Origin of the sequence: Salmonella sp. 2020_1459 (genome assembly GCF_043847915.1) — a bacterium.
Classification (GTDB): domain Bacteria; phylum Pseudomonadota; class Gammaproteobacteria; order Enterobacterales; family Enterobacteriaceae; genus Salmonella; species Salmonella enterica.
This window is the reverse complement of record NZ_JBCMFA010000002.1, coordinates 319,086-344,510: the sequence shown is the minus strand read 5'-3', so window position 1 is coordinate 344,510 and position 25,425 is coordinate 319,086. Positions and strand designations below refer to the sequence as shown.

Below are 25,425 nucleotides of genomic sequence, written 5' to 3'. Positions count from 1 at the left end.
TACATGGGTTTTATGGATGGTGGACAGTATTGTTGGGCTTTTGTTTTAGGACTCAGCAATATGAATGAAGGGCGAACTCATATTTTAAATTTATTAATATGATGCGTTTTCGTTAGAATTGCTAATGTGCAAATTTAGTTAATTTAATTGTCTTGCTTCTGGTTTTATGAGTAACTATGCGATAGTGATTTCATGTTTTTGTGCTATGTGGATTGTAGCGCAATCAATGTTAGATATTTAAAAATAAAACAAGGATAATTAATCCACTCGGCCTATATTTCTTTGCGATCATTGTTAATAGTGTTTTTATTAATGGGGCAATGAAAAGTGGCGGCGTGGGTGCGGAGGAATTATGCTGCCAGGATGCTGCAAAAATGGACTTATTATCAGTAAAACCCCCCTTATACAGGAAGGCCTTAAAGGGGCTATAACAGGTAATTTCCCCGATTATAAACTGGCGTATTGCCGTACGATAGAAGAGCTAACGCTGCTACAGCTACGCCGAAGTAATTTAGTTATTGCTGATTTAGCAGTTAACAATGCCTCTCCCCGCGCTATCTGCGAATATTTTTATAGCTTAATCTCGCAATATCGCGACATACATTGGGTATTTCTGGTTCCTAAATCCAGCTATCCACATGCGGTTGATCTCCTGATGGGCCCCGTCAGCACCTTGCTTTCAGACGAAGAGCCAATCGAGAATCTTATTAGCGTTATCCATGCGGGAAACGCTCGCTCAGAAAGAATAAGTAAAACGTTATTATCGCCTCAGGTACCGTCTGAAATTCAGCAGGCCCACGACAGGCCGATTGTCCTTACGCTGTCTGAACGAAAAGTATTACGCCTTTTAGGAAAAGGGTGGGGCATTAACCAAATTGCGGCGTTACTTAAAAAAAGTAATAAAACAATTAGCGCCCAAAAAAATAGCGCCATGCGACGCTTATCAATACACAGTAATGCAGAGATGTATGCATGGATAAACAGTTCTCAGGGAGCCAGAGAATTGAACCTACCTTCGGTATATGGAGAAACCATGGAATGGAAAACAGAATCAGCAAGAGAAATGTTGCGCTCGTAGAAAAATGCGTGATGAGCACCATTGGTATTAAAGGGCTATTTGATGCAATGCCGGATTGCCGACATACGCTTCATATTTTTTCAAAACCATCCGCGTTTTATAAGGCTGCGCTAAAGACGCCGTTTTCTGCCGTTATTTTTTCTCTTTCTGCGTTAAGAACTGAACGCCGGACAGGATTATCCAGCCTGACGGAACTGGCGATAAATTATCCCCATATGCGGCGTCTGGTGATTGCCGATGATGATGCTGAAGCCCGCTTAATCAGCGCATTATCCCCGCTGCCGCTGGATGGGGTCATCAGCAAAGCGTCGCCGTTGGATGTTTTACAGGATGCCTTATTTACATCGCTTAATAGCGCCCGGCGGACAACGGAGCGTACAGACAATCTTTGGGAACTTCACCAGAATTGTATGCTTAGTCCAACCGAGCGGGAGATTCTGCGTTTCATGTCGAACGGCTACTCAATGCCGCAAATTGCCGTCCAGCTAGAACGTAACATTAAGACTATCCGGGCGCATAAGTTTAATGTGATGTCCAAGCTGGGCGTGAGTTCTGATGCCGGGTTACTCGATGCTGCGGATATTCTGTTATATCTGCGCGCCGGAGATGGTACCGCGCTCCAGCATCGGGTATAGCCCGCGCCGGATGCGCCGTGCTTGTTCGGGGAATCCGGGTGTCAGGCACGTTATTGGCACACGTCTACCCAGGTCGCCGATGTCAGTTCAGCCATTCTTTCCGGCGTGATGCGTACCGCGCTGTGCGTGGCGCCTGCGGCAGGCAATACTTCGTTATACCCCTTCAGAGAGATGTCGCAATAAACGGGCAGCGGGTGCTCCAGCCCAAAGGGACATACGCCGCCGACAGGATGTCCGGTTGCATTGACCACTTCATCGCTGCTCAACATACGGGCTTTTGCGCCGAAAGTGGTTTTAAGCTTCTTATTATCCAGGCGGGCATCGCCTTTCGCGACCACCAGGATAATGGTGTCTTTTACTTTAAGCGAGAGCGTTTTAGCTATCTGCCCTGGCTCTACGTTGTGCGCTTTGGCTGCCAGCTCGACAGTCGCTGTACTTTGATTTAATTCGATAATTTCAATATCGGGAGCATGATCGGCCAGAAATTGCCGTACAGATTGCAGACTCATTCTTCTCTCCTGAGACCTTACCAATAGCCACGGTAGACCCAAAAATGGCAAAACGTAATTTGGCATACGGAGAGCGCCGCTGTAAATATAATAATGTGACAGGCCAGCAGCAGTAAGCCGTGACGATAACTGAAGGCAACGTAACGCGGTTTACTTTAACGTGCAGTCGCCGCACTGCTGTACGTCAGGTAAGCGGTAACGTTGGCAGCAGGTTCTGCGTACCAGAAGACCGTCGCGCATTACGACGGTCCGCCACAGCGGGTTATCCTGACCGTCGGATAGCTGCTTTTCAAAAAAACAGCGCTGGCGTAGCGTTGCCAGCAGGGCTTCGCCAAGCAGCGGTTTCATCTCAGTCAGATACCAGTTGATTAAATAACCGGTATTGCTCCAGATAAGTTTCGCGTTGATGTCGCCAGTCGCCTCCAGCGCCTGAATGACCGGCTGTAGTGCGGAGACTATCAGCGTTTCCATTCGTTCTTCCGGGGAACGCCCCGTTGCCAGGTTATCCTGATGCACATCAAGCCAGAAACACGCGGCGCGCCCGGTTTCATGAAATTCAACGTGAATATGTTCTGCCGAGACATCGATAGCGCGCGCTTGCGTCAGTAATGCCAGCATCAGCGGCGGCGCCATCAGCCCGATATACCATTGCGCCCACAGGGAGAGTAACGGCTTATTTTCACGTGCCAGGCCTGGCGTGTGCCGATAGATGTGATCGGAATAGGCGGCCAGCAATGAACGAAACGTCGCGGGGCGCGTCCACTGGGCAAGAGTCATTGCCGTTGGCGGCGGCGTTTCATCCAGCCGGATGAAGTCCAACAGGTGCTTACGGGTAGAGGCGATCGTCTCGCGTACTGCGTCCGCCAGCGAGGCGTCTTCCGGCTGGGGAGCGGCTCGCCAGATAATATCGTCAGCAATCGGTGCGGAACGGTAGGCCATAGCGCAGTTTAATGATGTTAATCTAAATGATAATGATTGCTAATCCTATCGATAGCGATAAACGATGGCAAGCGGTTTATGGTTAACGCTGTTGGCGTAGCACGATTACGCCAACAGGATTCATAGGGCGCGCATGTCGTCGCTGACCAGAATGTGGTTACGTCCAAGATGCTTGGCTTCATAGAGCGCTTTATCCGCTTTTTCGATAGCGTCTCCGATATTGCGATCCGTCAGGGGCGCAATGCCGATACTGACAGTGACATTGGTGGCGACGCTTTCGTTAAACATATGCGGGATTTTAAGATCGTATACTTCCTGTCGGATACGTTCTGCGGTAGCGCGGGCTTGCTGTGGTTCGGCGGTGGTCAGCAACACCAGAAATTCTTCCCCGCCAAAACGGCAGACGACATCGCGCGATCGCACGGCGTCCCGAATTGCCGCTGAGACGCGAATTAACGCCTGATCGCCCATCATATGACCGTAGTGATCGTTATACGCTTTGAAATGATCGATATCCAATAGCAGGACGTAGTGTTCATGGCTGCCCGGCGCCTGTAACGTATCCAGCCGATTTTGCAGGCCACGGCGGTTATATAAGCCGGTTAATGGATCAAGCATACTCAGGCCATTGAGGGTTTCCCGCTCGGCCAGCAGCTTAAACATGAGCTGTTGGGCAAAATTATCGTAGCGTTTCTGGATAACATGTTGAATAGCGATTCCCACCATTGGCAGGGCCAGCAAATAGAGAATTCGCAAACCTTGTTCATTACCGTTCAGCCACAGGCAGACCGCGACTGGCGGTAGCGAATAGAGCGTAAACGCGACGATATTCGCGGCAAAGGCTATCGAGCCGATAAACAGAACGCTAAGCAGGGAGATCAGTAAAAAAGAGAAATCATAATGGCCTAACGCCGGATACTTTAGCGCAATATGAGCCGCCCATATTCCCCCAAAGAGTAGGGAGATAAAGGGGAGATTAATTCTTTTTTGTCCATATTTCCCATGCCATATCAACAGTAATACGCTCAGGACCACTATCCCGATCATTGGCGTGCAAAATACATTGATCTGATAAAGGGGGAAAACGAGAGTAAATAGCGCCGACACGGCGTTGAGAAACAAGAAAAGACGTAAAGAAAACTGATACTTCTTAATACGAAGCGACCGCCAGGATGGTGTTGTCATGGGTAATTGTCGTTATTTATCGGTGATATACACGGAATCGGGCGCCAACATGAAAATAACGTATGAGAAAAGGTCGCCTAAAGCGAGGTGCTGTTGTTTTTACGTTAACAGTCGGACAATTTATCACCTTACTGAATACGTGTCATCAACCGTTAAGTAAAACTCATCTCTTTAGCTTTCTCCCTGGCTGACAAATGAGAAAATATACCATATGATATTGGTTATCATTATCAATTCCAGAGGTGAAACCATGTTGCAGCGGACGTTAGGCAGCGGATGGGGCGTGTTATTGCCTGGAGTGATTATCGTTGGACTGGCGTTTATCGGCCTGTCAGCTGATGCGCTGAAGCTGTTGATTGTATCAGGATTGCTACTGTCTGCGCTGATGTTGTATCACAAACAATTACGGCATTTTGTACTGCTGCCATCGTGTATGGCGCTTATTGGCGGCATGATGTTGGCAATGATGAACTGGAATCAGGGATGAAAATGAAGAGACAAAGGAAGGATAAGATAATTGGTGCGAGGGGGGGGACTTGAACCCCCACGTCCGTAAGGACACTAACACCTGAAGCTAGCGCGTCTACCAATTCCGCCACCTTCGCACAGTTATCTTACTTTTTGATATCGCCTCGTTGGTGCGAGGGGGGGGACTTGAACCCCCACGTCCGTAAGAACACTAACACCTGAAGCTAGCGCGTCTACCAATTCCGCCACCTTCGCCCAGTGCGAGCAATATCAACGTGGTTTTGGTGCGAGGGGGGGGACTTGAACCCCCACGTCCGTAAGGACACTAACACCTGAAGCTAGCGCGTCTACCAATTCCGCCACCTTCGCATACCATCGATTCTTGAAAAGAATCACTACCACGGAGGCGCATTCTAGTGGTTTTCAGCTATTCGTCAATAGTTAATTGCATGGGATAGATTGATTGCTGCAAAAATGGGCGCGAGACGTAGGTTGGATAAGACGCCTGGCGTCGCCATCCGGCACATGCAACCAGATGGCGCTGCGCTTATCAGGCCAACTATTTCTTCGCCTGACGGGTCATCACGGTACGATAAACCTTAAAGCGCCCGGTTTGCGCGATGACTTCATGGAAGCCAAAGGTCTCATCCAGAATCTTAGGATAGGGCAGAAAGGCGTTCGCCACGATGCGTAACTCTCCGCCGCTGTTCAGATGGCGCACTGCGCCGCGAATGAGCGTTTGCGCCGCATCAAGGCTGGTTTGCATTCCGTCGTGGAACGGTGGGTTGGAGATGATCATGTCAAAACGTCCTTTGACTTCCGAAAAGACGTTGCTGGCGAATACCTCGCCTTCAAGACCATTAGCGGCAAGCGTGGCGCGGCTGGCTTCCACCGCCGGCGCGCTGACGTCACACAGCGTCAGGCGCACTTTCGGCGAATGGCTGGCCAGCGCGGCGGAAAGTACGCCAGCGCCGCAGCCGACATCCAACACTTTACCTTTGGTGTGCGGCGTCAGCGTAGACAGCAGCAGTTGGCTACCAACATCCAGTCCGTCGCGGCTGAATACGCCCGGCAACGTTTTGATGGTCAGCCCGTCGATGTTGTACTCGGCCCACCAGGATTCAAGACTAAACTGCGGCTGCTTTTCCAGACGACCATGGTAAAGGCCGCAACGTCGCGCGCTATCTACTTTGTTCAGCGGCGCATAGTCCGCCAGCATCGGTTCGGCGCTACGCACGCCGCTGCGGTTTTCTCCCACGACGAAAACATCGCTGCCCACCGGCATCAGCGACAAAATATTCATCAACTGGAACTGCGCTTCGGGTTTATTTTTCGGCCAGTAGTAGATCAGCGTATCGCAGTCAGCGACATCGCTGGCTTGCGCGACCAGGCTAAAACGGACGTTATCGCCCATCTGGCGGCTTAACGCCTGCCAGTGGTGAAACTGTTGCGTATGCGCGCGGCTGGCGGCGCATTCAAAGCGCGCGGGCAGGTCATCCTGCAAATCTCCGGCAAAAAGAATACGGCTTTGTTCGAAATCATCACTGTGGCGCAGCAAGACTTCACTTGCCGGGGTAAAAGCAGACATGGAATGCTCCTTAATTCAGACTGGCGGCGATTATAGTAGTTTGATGGCGCAGATTCGACAGATTTGCTATATTTGCGCCCCTGATTACAGGAGCGTTTCGCTATGACATCCCGACGAGACTGGCAGTTACAGCAACTGGGTATTACGCAGTGGGCGCTGCGACGTCCTGGCGCGCTACAGGGCGAGATTGCGATTTCCCTTCCCGCGCACGTTCGTCTGATCGTGGTTGCAGAGGAATTACCCGCGCTGAACGAGCCGCTAATGCGCGATATTTTACGCGCGTTGACCGTGAGTCCCGATCAGGTTTTACCCCTGGCGCCTGAGCGCGTCGCCATGCTGCCGCAGGGCAGCCGTTGTAATAGCTGGCGGTTAGGAACTGACGCGCCGCTCCAACTCGAAGGCGCTCAGGTCACGACGCCGGCGTTTAATGAACTCCGGGCAAACCCGGCGGCACGCGCCGCACTATGGCAACAAATCTGCGAACATGAACACGATTTCTATCCTCAGCACGACCGATCTCCCCGCAGCCTGGCAGATTGAGCAACGCGCTCATGCGTTTCCGTGGAGCGAAAAAACGTTTTTCGGCAACCAGGGCGAACGGTATCTCAACCTTAAGCTGACCGCTGATGACAGAATGGCCGCGTTTGCCATTACACAGGTGGTGCTGGACGAAGCGACGCTGTTCAATATTGCCGTCGATCCGGATTTTCAGCGTCGGGGGCTGGGGCGTATGCTGCTTGAGCATCTGATTGATGAACTGGAAAAACGTGGGGTTGTAACGCTATGGCTGGAGGTACGCGCCTCTAACGCTGCCGCCATCGCGCTGTATGAAAGTCTGGGGTTTAACGAGGCGACGATTCGCCGCAATTACTATCCCACGGCACAAGGGCATGAGGACGCCATCATCATGGCGTTACCGATAAGCATGTAATAAAAGAGGCAAGGTGTAATGATGAAGTGGGACTGGATTTTCTTTGATGCCGATGAAACGCTGTTTACGTTTGATTCTTTCACCGGCTTACAGCGGATGTTCCTTGACTATAGCGTCACCTTTACCGCTGAGGATTTCCAGGATTACCAGGCCGTGAATAAGCCGCTATGGGTGGATTATCAGAACGGCGCGATTACCTCATTACAATTGCAGCACGCGCGCTTTCAAAGTTGGGCTGAACGGCTAAACGTTGCGCCGGGGCTGCTGAATGACGCTTTTATTAGTGCGATGGCGGAGATCTGTTCTCCTTTGCCGGGCGCCGTTTCGCTACTTAATGCGATTCGCGGGCAGGCTAAAATCGGTATTATTACTAACGGTTTTACCGCGCTACAACAAACTCGTCTGGAGCGCACCGGGCTGCGCGAGTATTTCGATCTGCTGGTGATTTCCGAGCAGGTTGGCGTCGCGAAGCCCGATCCGAAAATCTTTAACTACGCCCTGGAGCAGGCGGGGAATCCTGACCGCTCGCGCGTATTAATGGTTGGCGATACCGCGGAGTCCGATATTCTTGGCGGCATTAACGCCGGACTGTCGACCTGCTGGCTTAACGCGCATCATCGCGAGCAGCCCGCGGGTATCCATCCAACCTGGACTGTGGCGTCATTAAGCGAACTGGAGCAGCTCCTGTGTAAACACTGATTGCCTCCCCCAGGTTGATGGGTAAAATAGCCGCATTTTTCGTATTCAACATGCGTGGTCAAACGCCGCGCTTACTCAAGAAGATTTGACTATGACGTTGTCTCCTTATTTGCAAGAGGTGGCCAAACGCCGCACTTTTGCCATTATTTCTCACCCGGACGCCGGTAAAACCACCATTACCGAAAAAGTGTTGCTGTTCGGACAGGCGATTCAGACCGCCGGTACGGTAAAAGGCCGTGGCTCCAGCCAACATGCAAAATCTGACTGGATGGAGATGGAAAAACAGCGTGGTATCTCTATCACCACCTCGGTGATGCAGTTCCCGTATCACGACTGTCTGGTGAACCTGCTGGACACCCCGGGGCACGAAGACTTCTCCGAAGATACCTACCGTACCCTGACGGCGGTGGACTGTTGTCTGATGGTGATCGACGCCGCGAAAGGCGTTGAGGACAGGACCCGTAAGCTGATGGAAGTTACCCGTCTGCGCGATACGCCGATCCTGACCTTTATGAACAAACTCGACCGTGACATCCGCGACCCGATGGAGCTGCTGGATGAAGTGGAAAATGAGCTGAAAATCGGCTGCGCGCCGATCACCTGGCCGATTGGCTGCGGCAAGCTGTTTAAGGGCGTTTATCACCTTTATAAAGATGAAACTTATCTGTATCAGACCGGTAAGGGCCACACCATTCAGGAAGTGCGCATCGTTAAAGGGCTGAATAACCCGGATCTGGACGCCGCCGTCGGTGAAGACCTGGCGCAACAGCTGCGCGACGAGCTGGAACTGGTGCAGGGCGCGTCTAACGAGTTTGATGAAGAGCTGTTCCTGGCAGGGGAAATTACCCCGGTATTTTTCGGTACCGCGCTGGGTAACTTTGGCGTTGACCATATGCTGGATGGTTTAGTGGCGTGGGCGCCCGCGCCGATGCCGCGTCAAACCGATACTCGCACAGTGGAAGCCTCGGAAGAGAAATTCACCGGTTTTGTCTTTAAAATTCAGGCCAATATGGACCCGAAACACCGCGACCGCGTGGCGTTTATGCGCGTGGTTTCCGGTAAGTATGAGAAGGGCATGAAGCTACGCCAGGTCCGTACCGGTAAAGATGTGGTGATTTCCGACGCGTTAACATTTATGGCGGGCGATCGTTCGCACGTTGAAGAAGCGTACCCGGGCGATATTTTGGGTCTGCATAACCACGGCACGATTCAGATCGGCGATACCTTCACCCAGGGCGAGATGATGAAGTTTACCGGTATCCCGAACTTTGCGCCGGAACTGTTCCGTCGTATTCGCCTGAAAGATCCGCTCAAGCAGAAGCAGCTACTGAAAGGGCTGGTGCAGCTTTCTGAAGAGGGGGCGGTGCAGGTATTCCGTCCCATCTCCAACAACGATCTGATTGTCGGCGCCGTGGGCGTTCTGCAGTTTGACGTTGTTGTCGCGCGCCTGAAAAGCGAATACAACGTTGAGGCGATTTATGAATCCGTCAACGTGGCGACGGCGCGCTGGGTGGAAAGCACCGATGCGAAGAAATTCGAAGAGTTTAAGCGTAAGAATGAAACGCAACTGGCGCTGGATGGCGGCGACAACCTCACCTATATCGCCCCAACAATGGTTAACCTGAACCTGACCCAGGAACGTTACCCTGACGTTCAGTTCCGTAAAACGCGCGAACACTGATCCCTTTCCGGGCGCGGCATCCGCCGCGCCTTCGTACTTTCCCTGCCTTTTTAACCGCTTACGGAATGTTCTTAAATCCCGCGTTTTTTCTCCGATCTGCCTGTTTTTTATACGCACCGACAAGCGATTTTAAAATTGTGATCTATATTTAACAAAGTGATGACATAAATGTCGGCTTTAATGCCTGTTCAATGCGTGAATATGAGAGCTTAAAGCTGAGATTTGTTTCAGTCACGATATTAATAACTGAAACGGAAGGGTGGCAGGCGACGCGTCGTTACAAATTCACGAATGTGATGCCAGTCATTGACTTCAGAAACCGGTGAGTTTCACCGCATTCAGCAATGCAACCTCGTGTTGCCTGAGCTCAAATTACGAGCAAACTATACAGGACAAAATCGATGACTATGACAAGACTGAAGATTTCTAAAACTCTGCTGGCCGTAATGTTGACCTCTGCTGTTGCGACAGGTTCTGCCTTTGCAGAAAACGCAACAACGGACAAGGCGCAAAGCGGAACCGAAACCGCAGGGCAAAAAGTCGATAGCTCTATGAATAAAGTCGGTAACTTCATGGATGACAGCGCCATCACTGCGAAAGTAAAAGCTGCGCTGGTAGACCATGACAATATTAAAAGCACCGATATTTCTGTCGAAACCAATCAGAAAGTCGTCACCCTGAGCGGCTTTGTAGAAAGCCAGGCGCAGGCTGAAGCCGCCGTGAAAGTGGCGAAAGGCGTAGAAGGCGTGACCTCCGTTAGCGACAAACTTCACGTTCGCGACAATAAAGATGGTTCCGTGAAAGGTTATGCCGGCGATACGGCCACGACCAGTGAAGTCAAAGCCAAGTTGCTGGCGGACGATCTTGTCCCTTCCCGTAAAGTAAAAGTGGAAACGACCGATGGCGTCGTACAGCTCTCCGGTACTGTTGAAACTCAGGAACAAAGCGACCGCGCTGAAAGCATCGCGAAAGCCGTTGATGGCGTAAAAAGTGTTAAAAACGATCTGAAAGTTCAGTAATTCGTCGTAATTCGTCCTCCCGACGTTTGTCGGGAGGCGTAATGTGCACCACACTAAAAATATCGCGAATGAGTAGCCTGAGCGCTCATATTTAGCGGTCGACATTAACTATGGTAAAGGAGAGGCTTATGTTTCGTTGGGGCATTATATTTCTGGTTATCGCGTTAATTGCCGCCGCATTGGGTTTTGGTGGACTGGCTGGTACGGCTGCCGGCGCGGCGAAAATCGTCTTCGTCGTCGGGATCGTGCTCTTCCTGGTCAGCCTGTTCATGGGCCGTAAACGACCCTAGCAGGCAGCTGTAAAGATATATTGCTATCAAGCCAGTCCAGCGGACTGGCTTTTACGGTTTTAGCCGTTAACGTTTTGCGTTACCTTGTCAGCCTGGAAAAAAATGAAAAACAGGAAGGCAGAGGTGGGCCAGCGAATACCGGTTACGCTCGGCAATATTGCGCCGTTATCATTAACACCGTTCCGGCCAGGCCGTATGGCGCTGGTCTGTGAGGGCGGGGGGCAGCGGGGCATCTTTACCGCAGGCGTGCTGGATGAGTTTATGCGTGCGCAGTTTAATCCTTTCCATCTCTACTTCGGCACATCAGCCGGTGCGCAAAATCTCTCGGCGTATCTCTGCAACCAGCCCGGCTACGGGCGCAAAGTCATTATGCGCTATACCACCAGGCGCGAATTTTTTGATCCGCTGCGATTTGTACGCGGAGGAAACCTTATTGACCTCGACTGGCTGGTGGAATCCACCGCCGCCCGGATGCCGCTGCAGATGGATACCGCAGCGCGCCTGTTCGACAGCGGAAAATCCTTTTATATGTGCGCCTGCCGGGGGGATGATTACACGCCGGGCTATTTCTCGCCGACAAAACAAAACTGGCTTGATATCATTCGCGCCTCCAGCGCCATACCGGGTTTCTACCGTACCGGCGTTACGTTAGAGGGCATCAACTATCTGGACGGTGGCATTAGCGACGCCATTCCGGTTCAGGAGGCGGCAAAGCGGGGGGCGAAAACCATTGTGGTGATCCGCACCGTACCCTCGCAAATGTATTACACGCCGCAGTGGTTTAAGCGTATGGAGCGCTGGCTGGGGGAGAGCAGTCTACAGCCGTTGGTCAACCTGGTGCAGCATCATGAAACGTCCTACAGCGCGATCCAACAATTTATTGAAAAGCCGCCGGGTAAGCTGCGGATCATTGAAATTTATCCGCCGAAACCGCTGCACAGCATGGCGCTGGGCAGCCGTATCCCGGCGCTGCGTGAGGATTACAAAACCGGGCAATTATGCGGGCGTTATTTCCTTGCCACCGTTGGTAAATTGCTCGCCGCAACGCCGCCTCTCTTGCGCCATACGTCGCGGATTGCCGTGCCGGAAACGGTGGTCGTGCCTCCGGCGCCGGTGGCCAATGATACTCATGTGGCGGAGGTCATTAGCGCGCCGCAGGCAAACGACACCACATTTACCGACGAGGATCTGGCGTGAGCTGGCGCTTTATTGATACGCATTGCCATTTTGATTTCCCGCCCTTTACGGGCGATGAGCGCGCCAGTATTCAGCGTGCCTGTGAGGCGGGCGTTGAAAAAATCATCGTGCCGGCGACCGAGGCGGCGCACTTTCCCCGCGTGCTGGCGCTGGCGGCGCGTTTCCCGTCGCTTTATGCTGCGCTGGGATTGCACCCCATTGTGATTGAGCGTCATGCCGATGACGATCCTGATAAGCTGCAACAAGCGCTGGCGCAACAACAGAACGTCGTGGCGGTAGGCGAGATTGGTCTCGATCTTTATCGCGACGATCCGCAGTTTGCCAGGCAAGAGCGATTTTTAGACGCGCAACTGCAACTGGCAAAACGCTACGATCTGCCGGTGATCCTGCACTCGCGGCGCACGCATGACAAACTGGCGATGCACTTAAAGCGCCAGGATCTGCCGCGAACCGGTGTGGTGCATGGTTTTGCCGGCAGTCTGCAACAGGCCGAACGCTTTGTGCGACTGGGCTATAAAATCGGCGTCGGCGGCACCATCACCTACCCGCGCGCCAGTAAAACCCGTGATGTTATGACGCGGTTGCCGCTGGACGCGCTGTTGCTGGAGACCGATGCGCCGGATATGCCGCTAAAGGGGTTTCAGGGGCAGCCGAATCGCCCGGAGCAGGCGGCGCGCGTATTTGATGCGCTCTGCGAATTACGTCCGGAGCCCGCAGAGGTGATAGCCGATACGCTGTATCGCAATACCATTACCTTGTTTCGGCTCTGAGGGCATCGCAGCCGCCATCTGGCAGGCGACGCTTACAAATATAGCGCCGGCAAAATCAGCTTCGCCACCCCACGCGCGCGCAATCCGTCTGCCAGCCGTTCCACCTCTTGCGGCGTCGCGCCTGGCCAGGCTTTCGCTTCGCCATAGACGCCGTGCGCATGAAAGGCATTCAGGCGCACCGGAACCTCGCCCAGCGAAGTAATAAACGCCGCCAGTGAATCGATATGCGCCGCATAGTCCACCTGACCCGGGATAACCAGCAACCGCAGCTCCGCCAGTTTTCCCCGCGCAGCAAGAAAGCGGATACTGTGCTTAATATGCGTGTTATCACGTCCGGTCAGACGGTGATGACACTCGCTCTTCCAGGCTTTCAGATCGAGCATTACGCCGTCGCAAACCGGCAGTAGTTTTTGCCAGCCGGTCTCGCTTAACTGACCATTACTGTCCACCAGGCAGGTCAGCCGTTGTAACTGTGGATCGGCTTTGATCGCCGTAAATAGCGCCACAATAAACGGTAATTGCGTGGTCGCCTCTCCGCCGCTGACGGTAATACCTTCAATAAACAGCGATGCTTTACGAATATGACGCAGCACATCGTCAACGCTCATAGTCTGCGCCATTGGCGTTGCCTGCTGTGGGCACATTTTCAGGCAGGTATCGCACTGCTCGCAGACGTCCGACCTCCATACCACTTTCCCGCCATCAATGCTGAGGGCGTGGTGCGGACACTGCGATACGCATTCCCCGCAGTCGTTACAGCGTCCCATCGTCCACGGGTTATGGCAATTCTTGCAGCGCAAATTGCAGCCCTGTAAGAATAATGCCAGGCGGCTGCCTGGCCCATCGACGCAGGAAAACGCAATGATCTTACTGACTAAAGCGCATCTGTTGTTCATGGCTGACTACGCGTGGCTGTCGTTCCAGGATGCGAGTATTACGTGCGGCTTCTTCTCCCAGCCAGGTGGTATTCGTGCGCGAGCCTTCGGCGCGAAATTTCGCCAGATCCGACAGGCGCACCATATAACCGGTGACGCGCACCAGATCGTTGCCGCTGACATTGGCAGTAAATTCCCGCATCCCGGCTTTGAACGCGCCAAGACAAAGCTGAACCAGCGCCTGCGGATTACGCTTGATGGTTTCGTCCAGCGTCAGAATGTCGCTGATCCCGGCATGGTAAAAGGCATGGTGCGGCGCGACGGTTTGCAGATGGGTGATAGGGTCCGGTTCATCGCCATACGGCAAACGTGCGCCCGGCGTAGTGCCAATATCGGAACTGATGCCAGACTGGGCATGGAGCAGCGCCCGTTGCTTCCAGCCATACTTCACTGGCGTATTTTCGACGAAATCCGCCAGTTGGGTGCTAATACGGTAGCCCAGCTCGTTCGCCGTATCATTCTTGCCGTAACGGGCGGTCAGGCCCGCGTTTTCGCACAGCAGATTCACGGCTTCCGCCAGCCCGTACATACCGAACATCGGCGCAAAACGTTCGGGATCGATCAAACCTTCCTGTACAAGAAAGCTATTCTCAAAGAAATGTGACTTTTCATAGAGGAATTCACATCGTGAATTAATGATGGCGATCTGCTGTCGGCAGTAGTGCGGTAGCGTGCGTGAAAAGAAGTCATCGACAGACGTACTGCGTTCTGCCACGGCTTTCAGGTTGAGACGTACCAGCGTACTGCCGCCGCCGCCAAGCGGTAGCGAGTTATAACAACTGACGATGCCATAATGACCTTTTGTGAAAATTTTATCATTTACAGGGCCATTGGAAATGTGTGGCTTACTACATTCACAAATGTTTTTGGCGACCTCCAGCAGCAGATCGTCCGGCGTAATTTCCGCATCGTAGATAAACGTCAGGTTAGGCGCCACCTGCTTTAGCTCGGCATCAGCGCGCAAAATCGCTCGTGTGACAGGCGTATCGGCAGGGCCAATATTGGCATGCATAAAGGCGTCTGGCAGCGTTCTGTCGAGATAACGCCAGAAACGTTTTATTCGAATATCGATCGCATCTTGTGTTAGAATTCTAACATACGGTTGCAGCAACGCATCAAGCTGGCCGAGATAAACCGGCATGGACGTCACGGAAGGAACGTGATGATACAGAATGGTGAGTAGGGATAACGCATCATCCAGATCTTTCGCGCCTTCCAGTTCCAGCCACTGTGAACCGTTAGCCAGAAATCGGGCGTAATCGGGCAACACGTAGCGTGGTTTGAAGGGGGCGTGCCCCTCAAACATATCGCAAATGACGCCTTCATCCAGCGCCTGGCGGGCATCTTCCGGCAGGGTGGGATAAGGCAGGGCGTTTTCAGCTTCCAGCGCCAGAAAATGGCGTTTTTGTTCAGGCGTGAGCACCGGGCTGGTCACAATTTGCTGGCAACGCTGCTGGAGCGCAGTTTCGCATGAGGCAGGCATCTTCGTTTCCTCTTTATGCCGGGACGATGCGCTATTGTAGAAAACGGCGGCAAACCGACTTTGATCCTGATGCGCTTATCGCTCGAAGAACAGACGGTGACGGCGGGATAATTTGATTCAGATCTCATTACAGTAATGCAAATTTGTACGTAGTTTTCATTAACTGTGATGTATATCGAAGTGTAATCGCGAGTGAATGTTAGAATATTAACAGACTCGCAAGGTGAAATTTTATACGGCAATGCCGTTGGAGAATGTCATGACTGATTTAAAAGCAAGCAGCCTGCGTGCGCTCAAACTGATGGATCTGACCACTCTGAACGATGACGACACCAATGAAAAAGTGATCGCGTTGTGTCATCAGGCAAAAACCCCGGTCGGGAATACGGCGGCGATTTGTATTTACCCGCGTTTTATCCCGATTGCGCGTAAAACTCTGAAAGAACAAGGTACGCCGGACATCCGCATTGCAACGGTGACTAACTTCCCGCATGGCAATGATGACATCGATATTGCGCTGGCGGAAACCCGTGCGGCGATCGCCTACGGCGCTGACGAAGTGGACGTGGTATTCCCGTACCGCGCGTTGATCGCCGGTAACGAGCAGGTGGGTTTTGACCTGGTAAAAGCCTGTAAAGACGCTTGTGCCGCAGCGAACGTATTGCTGAAAGTGATCATCGAAACCGGCGAGCTGAAAGAAGAGGCGCTGATTCGTAAAGCCTCTGAAATCTCCATCAAAGCCGGTGCGGATTTCATCAAAACCTCTACCGGTAAAGTGCCGGTAAACGCTACGCCGGAAAGCGCGCGCATCATGATGGAAGTGATCCGCGATATGGGCGTTTCTAAAACCGTTGGCTTCAAACCGGCGGGCGGCGTACGTACGGCGGAAGACGCGCAGAAATTCCTCGCGATTGCAGACGAACTGTTTGGCGCTGACTGGGCAGATTCTCGTCACTACCGCTTTGGCGCATCCAGCCTGCTGGCAAGCCTGCTGAAAGCGCTGGGTCACGGCGACGGTAAGAGCGCCAGCAGCTACTAAGCTCTGATTTGCCGGATGGCGCTGCGCTTATCCGGCCTACAAATCCAGGCCTGTAGGCCGGATAAGGCGTTAACCGCCATCCGGCGATGTAAGCCTTCTACTCTTTTCCCTCAGGAGGGTACCGTGTTTCTCGCACAAGAAATTATTCGTAAAAAGCGTGATGGTCATGCGTTGAGTGACGAAGAAATTCGTTTCTTTATTAATGGTATTCGTGACAATACTATCTCTGAAGGGCAGATTGCCGCCCTGGCGATGACCATCTTCTTCCACGATATGACCATGCCGGAGCGTGTTTCGCTGACCATGGCGATGCGGGATTCCGGTACTGTCCTTGACTGGAAAAGCCTGAATCTCAATGGCCCGATTGTCGATAAGCATTCGACCGGCGGCGTAGGGGACGTGACGTCTCTGATGCTGGGGCCAATGGTAGCGGCCTGCGGCGGTTATGTGCCGATGATCTCCGGTCGCGGTCTCGGACATACCGGTGGTACGCTCGACAAACTGGAAGCGATCCCGGGCTTCGACATCTTCCCGGACGACAACCGTTTCCGCGAAATTATTCAAGACGTGGGTGTGGCGATTATTGGGCAAACCAGCTCGCTTGCACCGGCGGACAAACGTTTTTACGCCACCCGCGATATTACCGCGACGGTGGACTCTATTCCGCTGATCACCGGCTCCATCCTCGCCAAGAAACTGGCCGAAGGACTGGATGCGCTGGTAATGGACGTCAAAGTCGGCAGCGGCGCGTTTATGCCAACCTATGAACTTTCTGAAGCCCTTGCTGAAGCGATTGTCGGCGTGGCAAACGGCGCGGGAGTTCGCACTACGGCGTTGTTAACCGATATGAACCAGGTGCTGGCTTCGAGCGCCGGTAACGCGGTGGAAGTGCGTGAAGCCGTGCAGTTCCTGACCGGTGAATACCGCAATCCGCGCTTGTTTGACGTCACTATGGCGCTATGCGTGGAGATGCTGATCTCCGGCCAGCTGGCGAAAGACGACGCCGAAGCGCGAGCCAAACTGCAGGCGGTGCTGGATAACGGTAAAGCGGCAGAAGTCTTTGGTCGTATGGTGGCCGCGCAGAAAGGGCCAAGCGATTTCGTTGAGAACTACGATAAATACCTGCCGACCGCCATGTTGAGCAAAGCGGTATATGCTGATACCGAAGGGTTTATCAGCGCAATGGATACGCGTGCGCTGGGGATGGCGGTCGTCTCGATGGGCGGCGGCCGTCGTCAGGCGTCTGATACCATTGATTACAGCGTTGGCTTTACCGACATGGCCCGTCTGGGCGACAGCATCGACGGGCAGCGCCCGCTGGCGGTGATTCATGCCAAAGACGAAGCCAGTTGGCAGGAAGCGGCGAAGGCCGTCAAAGCGGCAATTATCCTTGACGATAAAGCGCCAGTAAGCACACCTTCGGTCTATCGTCGAATTACTGAATAGTTGTATACTGATCTGATCAATTATTTTTGAAGCACTAAGTACGGAGAAGATATGAAACGTGCATTTATTATGGTGCTGGACTCATTCGGCATCGGCGCTACTGAAGACGCGGATCGTTTTGGCGACGTAGGTTCCGACACTCTGGGCCACATCGCAGAAGCTTGCGCCAAAGGCGAAGCTGACAATGGCCGTAAGGGCCCGTTGAATCTGCCTAACCTGACTCGTCTGGGGCTGGTGAAAGCGCATGAAGGCTCTACCGGTAAAATTGCCGCCGGCATGGACGGCAACGCGGACGTTATTGGCGCATACGCATGGGCGCACGAACTGTCCTCCGGCAAAGATACGCCGTCCGGCCACTGGGAAATCGCCGGTGTGCCGGTACTGTTCGACTGGGGCTATTTTAGCGATCACGAAAACAGCTTCCCGCAGGAACTGCTGGATAAGCTGGTGAAACGCGCCAACCTGCCGGGCTATCTCGGTAACTGCCACTCTTCCGGCACCGTTATTCTGGACCAGCTCGGCGAAGAGCACATGAAAACCGGCAAGCCGATTTTCTACACCTCCGCTGACTCCGTGTTCCAGATTGCCTGCCACGAAGAGACCTTTGGCCTGGATAAACTCTACGAGCTGTGCGAAATCGCCCGTGAAGAGCTGACCGAAGGCGGCTACAACATTGGCCGCGTGATCGCGCGTCCGTTTATCGGCGACAAGGCCGGTAACTTCCAGCGTACCGGCAACCGTCACGACCTGGCCGTAGAACCGCCAGCGCCGACTGTGCTGCAGAAACTGGTCGATGAAAAACAGGGCCACGTGGTGTCCGTCGGTAAGATTGCCGACATCTACGCCAACTGCGGCATCACTAAGAAAGTGAAAGCGACCGGTCTGGACGCGCTGTTCGACGCGACCCTCAAAGAGATGAAAGAAGCGGGCGATAAAACCATCGTCTTCACTAACTTCGTCGACTTCGACTCTTCCTGGGGCCACCGTCGCGACATCGCGGGCTACGCCGCAGGCCTGGAGCTGTTTGACCGCCGTCTGCCGGAGCTGATGGAGCTGGTGGGGGAAGATGACATTCTGATCCTGACCGCTGACCACGGCTGTGACCCGAGCTGGACCGGTACTGACCATACCCGTGAGCACATTCCGGTGCTGATCTACGGTCCGAAAGTCAAACCGGGCTCTTTAGGTCACCGTGAAACCTTCGCGGATATCGGCCAGACGCTGGCGACCTACTTTGGTACATCGCCGATGGACTACGGTAAAAACATGCTGTGATACCTGTTGTCTTTCGCGCTGTAGATGCGTTGACTTCATTCGCTCACCCCGGTCACATAGTTAATCTATGCTCCCGGGGATTCACGAATTCGTCGCCTTCCTGCAACGCGAAATCCTTAGGGTATTTCACTGTTTTGACACACGTTTTGTAGGCCTGATAAGGCGTAGCCGCCATCAGGCAATAACAACAAATTTAAAGGGAACTGAAGATGGCAACTCCACATATTAATGCAGAAATGGGTGATTTCGCTGACGTCGTATTGATGCCGGGCGACCCGCTGCGCGCGAAGCACATTGCTGAGACTTTCCTCGAAGATGTTCGCGAAGTGAACAACGTTCGCGGCATGTTAGGTTTCACCGGGACTTACAAAGGCCGTAAGATCTCCGTGATGGGCCACGGTATGGGTATCCCGTCCTGCTCCATCTACACCAAAGAGCTGATCACCGATTTCGGCGTGAAGAAAATCATTCGCGTCGGCTCCTGCGGCGCTGTGCGCATGGACGTCAAACTGCGCGACGTGGTGATCGGTATGGGTGCCTGCACCGACTCCAAAGTGAACCGTATCCGCTTTAAAGATCATGACTTTGCGGCTATCGCTGACTTCGACATGGTACGTAACGCAGTTGATGCGGCAAAAGCGCTGGGCGTTGACGCGCGCGTAGGCAACCTGTTCTCCGCTGACCTGTTCTACTCTCCGGACGGCGAAATGTTCGACGTGATGGAAAAATACGGCGTACTGGGCGTAGAGATGGAAGCGGCGGGCATCTACGGCGTTGCGGCTGAATTTGGCGCGAAAGCGCTGACCATCTGCACCGTGTCCGACCATATCCGTACCCACGAGCAGACCACTGCCGCTGAACGTCAGACGACCTTCAACGACATGATCAAAATCGCGCTGGAATCTGTGCTGCTGGGCGATAAAGAGTAAGATTGTGAAGGGGGCCAGAGCAGGCCCCCTTCATCGTTTATTTCGTCAGCACTTCCCACTGTAAATTGCTTTCTAGCATGACCGTATCGGTAGCATGCGTAAATTGATTATCGTTCAAGACAGGTGTTAATGTCAGCGTGACGTTCATCATTTTCCCACTGACCTGCTGGTTATTATCCATCGCGATGATACCGTTGTTATTATGTAGCAACAGACTATCCAGGGCACTGTCATTGGGAGCAAAGCTCACTTTATCAAGGGTGCTGGCAATAGGATAACTTTTACCATCTACTATCATCTGGCTAACACGTACGGCGAGACCACCGTTATTTCCAAAATAAAATCGTCCCTTTTCCCCCGCTGAGGCCTGCACAAAAAGAGCAATATTCTGGCTTTCTGGGCAACTCACACTAACGTGAACCTCCTGTGAAGACATTTGATTCCAGCCTTGCTGAGAATTGACGATATCATCTTGCTTAAGCCAGCCAAAGCTGACGTTTGGCGAAGAGAACGTTATTTGGCAGTCATCGTCGGCCCGGGCTGATGGAGGGAGTAGTGCGGTGAAGATACAACATATAGCAATCCCCAACCATTTGCTGTTGGATTTCATTGACAGACTCCCTTTGCCGTTTCATAAAATGCCTCTTTATCCTGGGTTTTCTGCAGCGTGTAGTGGATGCGACACAGACGATTCATATCATCATCAGCGGCATATAACGCAGGATTATCCCCAACATTGGTGATAAATACGCGTCCGCTGTCGACAGCGCTGACCAAATAGTTATTTTTTTCATCTACAATGCTGGTGCCTTTAGGTAGCCATGAGCCATCCGGACGCTTTACTGCCAGCATCACACGGCGTGTATTCAGCACGTTGAAATCCAGTACCCGAAAAGCGCTGTGCGCGACGGTAATATTCTTAATACCGTTTGCCAGTTCCATGCTCTTTGGTAGCGTATTCGCATTAACCTCTACGCGGGATTTCCGCCATTCAGTTAGCCCCGGAATGACGGCTTGCCCCCAGTGGTCAGTCCAGATTCGCCCCTGTGGCGTGGCGATTTCAATGCCGCTTTCTGGTTCACTCAGGCGTGCGATAGCAAAGGTATTTTTGATTGTATAAGGCGAGAACGTTATGCCATGTTCATGTGCAGCGATGCCTCCGCTGAAGGTTGCGTTATAGTTGCGGTAATTATCGCCATCAGTGCCGCCGCCCACGCTGAGTTGAGTGTAATGGAGATTGCTATTGAGATTACCGTTGAAGCTATTTTGCTGGTTTTTTGCATCACGATCCGCAGAAATATAGTAATGGGTATCTTTACTCAGCGAACCATTATTTTGTAGCCCGTAGGTTGTTTTATCACCTTGATTACGCATATAAGCGCCGACGCGCTGCTCACCTAGTGGAATGCTGATGTTGATGTAAAACATATCATCATCATTACTGTCGTTATGATTCTCATCATCCTGATTAACAGCGTGCTGCCAGTTAGCGGTAATTGAGGCATATTTAAACGTTTTGCCCCAGGAAGCCATTATACTGCGAGAGTCGTTGTCATTATCCGTAGCCTGATAAGTGTAATAACCCAGAGAGAAGGTACCTAACAGATTATGGTTCCAGGCAATATTAGCACTGGAGCTACTTTGATATTCGTAAGCATCTTTATTGAGCGCATCCGTTAACTCACGATATCCGTCGCTGTAGCGGGCGGTACTGACGTCAAGTCTAATTTCCCCGGGCAGCGCCATGCTGGCGCGTAGTTCACTTTTCGCACCCTGCAGAGACTCGCCAAAGGACGCTTTACTGCCCAGCATTGAGCCGGAAAACGTCCATTTGTTGGTTGGAAGCCATTGCAGCATCCCTCCTGCCGCTTGATAGTCTTGTGCCAGTACGCCAGACGCCTGCGCCAGCCAGTTTTCACTCAGTTTCCAACCATCGCTGATGTTATAGATCCAGGGGAGAGAATAGTCGCTGGTGGTATCACGTACGCGCCCTATGGACATTGTCAAGCCTGCGGGCGTGAGTTCGCGTAAATTAAAGGATACTGCCGGCACCGTGAAGGTTGTCGTTGAGCCATCGGTTTCAACGACGCTGACGTTAAGGTCGGTATTGCTGCGTATGATGGGGACATTTTCAAGGGTAAATGCCCCAGCGTTCACTGGTGCGGTATAAATAATCTGTCCGGACTGACGAACTTCAACGCGAGCCTGGTGGGTTCGGGCAATACCGTTAATGGTTACGCCTTGTGTATCCTGTGCCAGCCCTTGTTCAGGGATAAGCTGTACGCCGTTGATCGGCGCGCCACTGAATAGACTGGAGTTGACGTTGATCTGCCCAACTTGCGCACGCATTTTTTGTGCCTGAAATACGTGCTCCGCATAGGTATATAGACTATCGGTACGGTATTCTCCATCATTATTCGTCAGCATGTAGCGGCTGCGCAGCGTCCATTCCGCGAAGTTTAAGCCAGCTTCAAGGTTTGCCTGGGCATAGTTTCGGCTATCGCTACCGGATGACTCGCTGCGACTGGCGTACAGGTTATAGTTAAATAACCCGGCGGTGCCGCCTTTAATCACGTTGTTTAGCGATAGTAAGTTATTATCCAGAGCCTGTGCCGGAACAAAAAGCTCCAGCGATTCACTGTTTGGCAGTGGGGTAATAATCGCTGAGGGATAATCTTCTTGTAGGCTATGGCAGGTTTCTTTGGCGCTGATATTAAGCGGTACGAGCCCGCTGGCGCTGAGGAAATCGTCATCCACGCAAAGCTGGCCTTCTGTGTCGAAACGCGCGACCAACGACCCTCTATTTACGCCATTGATCTTTACCATGACGGTGTGGCTGCCTGGTAGAAAGCGCGGCGCGCGGGAAAAATATTGTGCGACGTTGGGGCTAATGCCTCTGGAGGTGAGAATACCCATGTCAAAATTCAGCTCCTCCGCCAGAGCTGAAAACGTCGTGGTCGCCAGTGAGCAATAAAGCGCAGTTTTGATGTATAGCGGCAGTTTTAAATACTTCACGTGCTAGCTCTCATTACGGCACCAGCGGTGAGGTAAAGCTGGGGACTTCAATGCCGTAACGGCTGGCAGGATAAAAACGTACGGATGTATCAGCAGCAAGGGGCGTTTTTATACTGACGTTCAATGTTTCGCCGGGCAGAATATAGGTTTTTTTAATCGTGCCTTCGCCCCCGGAAGGTAAGAAGGTAATATTTTGGGCTAAACGTACAACGTAGGGAGACGGATTTTTGACGTTGATTGTTTGTCCGTTTCTGGACCAGGTTAATAATTTCCAGGCATCAGTAACGACCGGTAGATTTTTAGGACGAATTAATACCGGCAAATCCTGGCGTAGATTAAAACCTATTTTCATTCCCTTATTGGTAGATTTCGGAGGAATACCTTCAAACGTGACGCGCTTATAGTGCTCGACGGTGAGCGGTTCCGTGCTTTCCATAATAAAGCGTAGTTGCTGCTGCTGGCCTGCTTCAACGCGAACAACTGGTTGAGTGACATCCAGTTTCACACCATTGTCGTCAGGTAAATCAACGACGGTGGTATATAACAAAGCCGGATTGCTGTCGGTGTTTTTAACATTCATTACGCCGCTGTGTGTGGATTCTTCAATCACCAGTAGCGTAGTTTCCGGTACCATGCCGGCAGCGTTAGCCTGTGAAAAGAGTGTTGAAAAAACAAAGGGGACGCTGAGTAATAATAATGGAAGTTTAGTCACTGCTGGCATCAGAATTAGTCCTTTAATTTTAATCTGTCTCCCCATAATAAGGGAGACAGATCAATAACCTTTTTACACGGTCTGGATCAGAGATATTTAAGCGTGATGGTTGCCTGACCATCCAGATCAGTATCATCAGTAATGGCCAGCGTTGCAGTATTCTGAATAGCCAGTGAGGTTTTCAGCGGGAAAATGGCGAGGGTATACGGAACCGGTTCGGTGGTGCCTTTTGTAGCAACGGTAAACATTTCCATATTGCCGTTTTTGATAATCCCGGTGGAAGACTTCTGCCAGACTGGGCTATCAACGGTTCCTGAGATAGCGTCAGATTTTACACCATCAGCGGTAACGTTCGCGGTATCGGTATAAATAGAGAACGCGCCGATTTTTACACCTTCGGTTGTTTTGCCAACGCCGTAGGACATTGTGGTATCAGATACTATACTATTAGTCATATCGCCATTGGCTATGGAGATAACGGATGCGCCTGGGTGGGTGTCCGCACGGTCATCGGTAATAGTCCATGCTGCTTTGGTTGCAGACGGACAAGAGATACTCAGAGAGACATCTTTAGTACCCAGTTGGTTTACATCGGTTGCGGAAAGTGTGGCGAGGCGGATAGTACCGTAATCAACCACGCCACCGCCGCTGAGTTCTGGGGTACAACCACCAACAACCAGTTGACCGGTGACTTTTAATACGGCAGTGGTGTCAGCATTCACGCTGGTTGTAGCAAAGGAAGCTGCAATTGCAGTAATAAGCAAAATTTTTTTCATTATAGTTCCATTAAAGAGGTGTTGAATATTCCATGTGAATGCTGGAGTTACAGATATACGAGTGTAAAGGTCGCCTGACCATCAAGCGTGGTGTTATCGGTAATAGCCAGTGTGTCTGTTCCCTGTATAGCGGCAGCTACGCGTATAGGAAATGTTGCGGTGGTAAAAGCGACGGGGCCATTTTCATCGCCAACACTATATGTATTGCGGGTTGGAAATGTATTTGTAAGCGCAACGTATTCGTTTAATGCTAAAGCCCAGACACCAGGATTCGAATCATTTGTCGTTACCATCTTCGTCTTAACTCCATCGGCGGTCGAATTATTCGTGTCTATGGAGAAGCCGTATGCACCAATCTTGATACCATCTGCTGTTGTACCCAGACCTAGCTGATAGTTTGGTATTCTATTGTTCTGACCGCTAAATGTTGCGTTATCGATAGTCAGCGTTGTCGCCGAATCGCCATGATTGTCGGTAGCGACCCAGCCAACTTTTGACGGTGCAAGGCACTGAATCGTGAGTGTTATATCTTTGTATCCCAGTTGATTCGTCTGAGTTGGCAGCAGATCGCTAACGGCTTTAGTACCGAAATCTACAACGCCACCATCACTTAACTCTGGTATACATGCGCCGTTGGTTAAAACGCCAGTCAGTTTTAATACAGCAGTGGATTCAACCGCTTGCGCTGAAGTTGATAATCCTATTATGACAGAGGTCGCTATTAATAATTTTTTCATCAGTAATCCCTAACGATTAAGTATATTTCCAAATGACATGTAATGCGCGGGTCGGGATTCTATGAAGATAATGATATGTTGTAAATTTA

Annotated in this window: 26 protein-coding genes and 3 tRNA genes; 15 read left to right on the top strand and 14 right to left on the bottom strand. The window is 51.9% G+C overall.

Going from position 1 to position 25,425, the window contains the following annotated elements; translation table 11 throughout:
• The first annotated feature begins 352 nt into the window (after window positions 1-352).
• Together ACH0VJ_RS06575 and bglJ are read left to right on the top strand one after the other, a co-directional pair.
• The gene (locus ACH0VJ_RS06575; protein ID WP_000936655.1) at window positions 353-1,078 is read left to right on the top strand and encodes a response regulator transcription factor; all 726 of its coding nucleotides are present in this window, start codon (window positions 353-355) and stop codon (window positions 1,076-1,078) included.
• Window positions 1,039-1,713: a DNA-binding transcriptional activator BglJ gene (gene bglJ, locus ACH0VJ_RS06570; protein WP_000431547.1), complete on the top strand. Its 675-nt coding sequence runs from the start codon at window positions 1,039-1,041 to the stop codon at window positions 1,711-1,713. The genes ACH0VJ_RS06575 and bglJ overlap by 40 nt, the downstream gene beginning before the upstream one ends.
• Window positions 1,714-1,763: 50 nt before the next feature.
• Here the strand turns inward: bglJ and ACH0VJ_RS06565 are convergent, their stop codons facing one another.
• The 3 genes from ACH0VJ_RS06565 to ACH0VJ_RS06555 form a co-directional block, all read right to left on the bottom strand.
• Window positions 1,764-2,222, bottom strand: a complete 459-nt coding sequence (locus ACH0VJ_RS06565) for a YbaK/EbsC family protein (protein WP_000058276.1) — start codon at window positions 2,220-2,222, stop codon at window positions 1,764-1,766.
• A 150-nt stretch (window positions 2,223-2,372) separates the two neighbouring features.
• Complete coding sequence (gene fhuF / locus ACH0VJ_RS06560; RefSeq protein WP_000331541.1) at window positions 2,373-3,161, bottom strand: siderophore-iron reductase FhuF; 789 nt, start codon at window positions 3,159-3,161, stop codon at window positions 2,373-2,375.
• 120 nt (window positions 3,162-3,281) lie between these two features.
• Window positions 3,282-4,346 (bottom strand): GGDEF domain-containing protein, encoded by a 1,065-nt coding sequence (locus ACH0VJ_RS06555; RefSeq protein WP_000211207.1) that lies wholly within the window; start codon window positions 4,344-4,346, stop codon window positions 3,282-3,284.
• A gap of 250 nt (window positions 4,347-4,596) precedes the next feature.
• Between ACH0VJ_RS06555 and ACH0VJ_RS06550 the strand changes: the two genes are divergently transcribed.
• Complete coding sequence (locus ACH0VJ_RS06550; protein ID WP_000941877.1) at window positions 4,597-4,833, top strand: DUF1435 domain-containing protein; 237 nt, start codon at window positions 4,597-4,599, stop codon at window positions 4,831-4,833.
• Window positions 4,834-4,864: 31 nt separating this feature from the next.
• Here ACH0VJ_RS06550 and ACH0VJ_RS06545 read toward each other — a convergent pair.
• From ACH0VJ_RS06545 to rsmC, 4 genes are all read right to left on the bottom strand, one after another.
• A tRNA-Leu gene (locus ACH0VJ_RS06545) sits at window positions 4,865-4,951 on the bottom strand.
• 31 nt (window positions 4,952-4,982) lie between these two features.
• Window positions 4,983-5,069 (bottom strand) — tRNA-Leu (locus ACH0VJ_RS06540).
• A 27-nt stretch (window positions 5,070-5,096) separates the two neighbouring features.
• Window positions 5,097-5,183, bottom strand: a tRNA-Leu gene (locus tag ACH0VJ_RS06535).
• 190 nt (window positions 5,184-5,373) lie between these two features.
• Window positions 5,374-6,402, bottom strand: a complete 1,029-nt coding sequence (gene rsmC, locus ACH0VJ_RS06530) for a 16S rRNA (guanine(1207)-N(2))-methyltransferase RsmC (protein ID WP_001272266.1) — start codon at window positions 6,400-6,402, stop codon at window positions 5,374-5,376.
• Between the two features lie 102 nt (window positions 6,403-6,504).
• Between rsmC and ACH0VJ_RS06525 the strand changes: the two genes are divergently transcribed.
• From ACH0VJ_RS06525 to ACH0VJ_RS06490, 8 genes are all read left to right on the top strand, one after another.
• Window positions 6,505-6,942, top strand: coding sequence for a DNA polymerase III subunit psi (locus tag ACH0VJ_RS06525; protein ID WP_000203996.1), 438 nt, complete (start codon window positions 6,505-6,507; stop codon window positions 6,940-6,942).
• Window positions 6,887-7,333 carry a ribosomal protein S18-alanine N-acetyltransferase gene (gene rimI, locus ACH0VJ_RS06520; protein WP_001092435.1) on the top strand — a complete coding sequence of 149 codons (447 nt, stop codon included), beginning with the start codon at window positions 6,887-6,889 and terminating at the stop codon, window positions 7,331-7,333. The genes ACH0VJ_RS06525 and rimI overlap by 56 nt, the downstream gene beginning before the upstream one ends.
• 21 nt (window positions 7,334-7,354) lie before the next feature.
• Entirely contained in the window at window positions 7,355-8,032 is a 678-nt protein-coding gene (gene yjjG / locus ACH0VJ_RS06515) for a pyrimidine 5'-nucleotidase (RefSeq protein WP_000870686.1), read from the top strand.
• Window positions 8,033-8,123: 91 nt separating this feature from the next.
• Window positions 8,124-9,713 (top strand): peptide chain release factor 3, encoded by a 1,590-nt coding sequence (gene prfC, locus ACH0VJ_RS06510; protein ID WP_000175966.1) that lies wholly within the window; start codon window positions 8,124-8,126, stop codon window positions 9,711-9,713.
• Between the two features lie 401 nt (window positions 9,714-10,114).
• Window positions 10,115-10,732, top strand: coding sequence for a molecular chaperone OsmY (osmY, locus tag ACH0VJ_RS06505; RefSeq protein WP_000178962.1), 618 nt, complete (start codon window positions 10,115-10,117; stop codon window positions 10,730-10,732).
• 128 nt (window positions 10,733-10,860) lie between these two features.
• The gene (locus ACH0VJ_RS06500; RefSeq protein WP_000490276.1) at window positions 10,861-11,022 is read left to right on the top strand and encodes a DUF1328 domain-containing protein; all 162 of its coding nucleotides are present in this window, start codon (window positions 10,861-10,863) and stop codon (window positions 11,020-11,022) included.
• Between the two features lie 123 nt (window positions 11,023-11,145).
• Window positions 11,146-12,219: a patatin family protein gene (locus tag ACH0VJ_RS06495; protein WP_000531540.1), complete on the top strand. Its 1,074-nt coding sequence runs from the start codon at window positions 11,146-11,148 to the stop codon at window positions 12,217-12,219.
• A complete protein-coding gene (locus tag ACH0VJ_RS06490; RefSeq protein WP_000119007.1) occupies window positions 12,216-12,989 on the top strand; it encodes a metal-dependent hydrolase in 774 nt (257 codons plus the stop codon). The genes ACH0VJ_RS06495 and ACH0VJ_RS06490 overlap by 4 nt, the downstream gene beginning before the upstream one ends.
• Before the next feature lie 32 nt (window positions 12,990-13,021).
• Here the strand turns inward: ACH0VJ_RS06490 and ACH0VJ_RS06485 are convergent, their stop codons facing one another.
• The gene (locus ACH0VJ_RS06485) at window positions 13,022-13,885 is read right to left on the bottom strand and encodes a YjjW family glycine radical enzyme activase (RefSeq protein WP_001064938.1); all 864 of its coding nucleotides are present in this window, start codon (window positions 13,883-13,885) and stop codon (window positions 13,022-13,024) included.
• Window positions 13,857-15,407, bottom strand: coding sequence for a YjjI family glycine radical enzyme (locus ACH0VJ_RS06480; protein WP_001111689.1), 1,551 nt, complete (start codon window positions 15,405-15,407; stop codon window positions 13,857-13,859). The genes ACH0VJ_RS06485 and ACH0VJ_RS06480 overlap by 29 nt, the downstream gene beginning before the upstream one ends.
• 259 nt (window positions 15,408-15,666) lie before the next feature.
• On the opposite strand from ACH0VJ_RS06480, the gene deoC reads away from it, so the two are divergent.
• The 4 genes from deoC to deoD all read left to right on the top strand — a co-directional run bounded on the left by deoC (window position 15,667) and on the right by deoD (window position 20,096).
• Window positions 15,667-16,446 (top strand): deoxyribose-phosphate aldolase, encoded by a 780-nt coding sequence (deoC, locus tag ACH0VJ_RS06475; RefSeq protein WP_001519713.1) that lies wholly within the window; start codon window positions 15,667-15,669, stop codon window positions 16,444-16,446.
• A 123-nt stretch (window positions 16,447-16,569) separates the two neighbouring features.
• Window positions 16,570-17,892: a thymidine phosphorylase gene (deoA, locus tag ACH0VJ_RS06470; RefSeq protein WP_000477839.1), complete on the top strand. Its 1,323-nt coding sequence runs from the start codon at window positions 16,570-16,572 to the stop codon at window positions 17,890-17,892.
• Window positions 17,893-17,943: 51 nt separating this feature from the next.
• Window positions 17,944-19,167, top strand: coding sequence for a phosphopentomutase (deoB, locus tag ACH0VJ_RS06465; RefSeq protein WP_000816454.1), 1,224 nt, complete (start codon window positions 17,944-17,946; stop codon window positions 19,165-19,167).
• A gap of 209 nt (window positions 19,168-19,376) precedes the next feature.
• The gene (deoD, locus tag ACH0VJ_RS06460; protein WP_000224864.1) at window positions 19,377-20,096 is read left to right on the top strand and encodes a purine-nucleoside phosphorylase; all 720 of its coding nucleotides are present in this window, start codon (window positions 19,377-19,379) and stop codon (window positions 20,094-20,096) included.
• Window positions 20,097-20,133: 37 nt separating this feature from the next.
• Here the strand turns inward: deoD and ACH0VJ_RS06455 are convergent, their stop codons facing one another.
• The 5 genes from ACH0VJ_RS06455 to ACH0VJ_RS06435 form a co-directional block, all read right to left on the bottom strand.
• Entirely contained in the window at window positions 20,134-20,706 is a 573-nt protein-coding gene (locus tag ACH0VJ_RS06455) for a membrane protein (RefSeq protein ID WP_000841602.1), read from the bottom strand.
• A complete protein-coding gene (locus tag ACH0VJ_RS06450; RefSeq protein ID WP_000876247.1) occupies window positions 20,703-23,111 on the bottom strand; it encodes a fimbrial biogenesis outer membrane usher protein in 2,409 nt (802 codons plus the stop codon). The genes ACH0VJ_RS06455 and ACH0VJ_RS06450 overlap by 4 nt, the downstream gene beginning before the upstream one ends.
• Window positions 23,112-23,124: 13 nt before the next feature.
• On the bottom strand, window positions 23,125-23,832 hold the full coding sequence (gene stjC / locus ACH0VJ_RS06445; RefSeq protein ID WP_001112038.1) for a fimbrial biogenesis chaperone StjC: 708 nt from the start codon (window positions 23,830-23,832) through the stop codon (window positions 23,125-23,127).
• A 77-nt stretch (window positions 23,833-23,909) separates the two neighbouring features.
• Complete coding sequence (locus tag ACH0VJ_RS06440; RefSeq protein ID WP_000722276.1) at window positions 23,910-24,599, bottom strand: DUF1120 domain-containing protein; 690 nt, start codon at window positions 24,597-24,599, stop codon at window positions 23,910-23,912.
• 47 nt (window positions 24,600-24,646) lie between these two features.
• On the bottom strand, window positions 24,647-25,336 hold the full coding sequence (locus ACH0VJ_RS06435; protein ID WP_000734709.1) for a DUF1120 domain-containing protein: 690 nt from the start codon (window positions 25,334-25,336) through the stop codon (window positions 24,647-24,649).
• Between the last annotated feature and the right edge of the window lie 89 nt (window positions 25,337-25,425).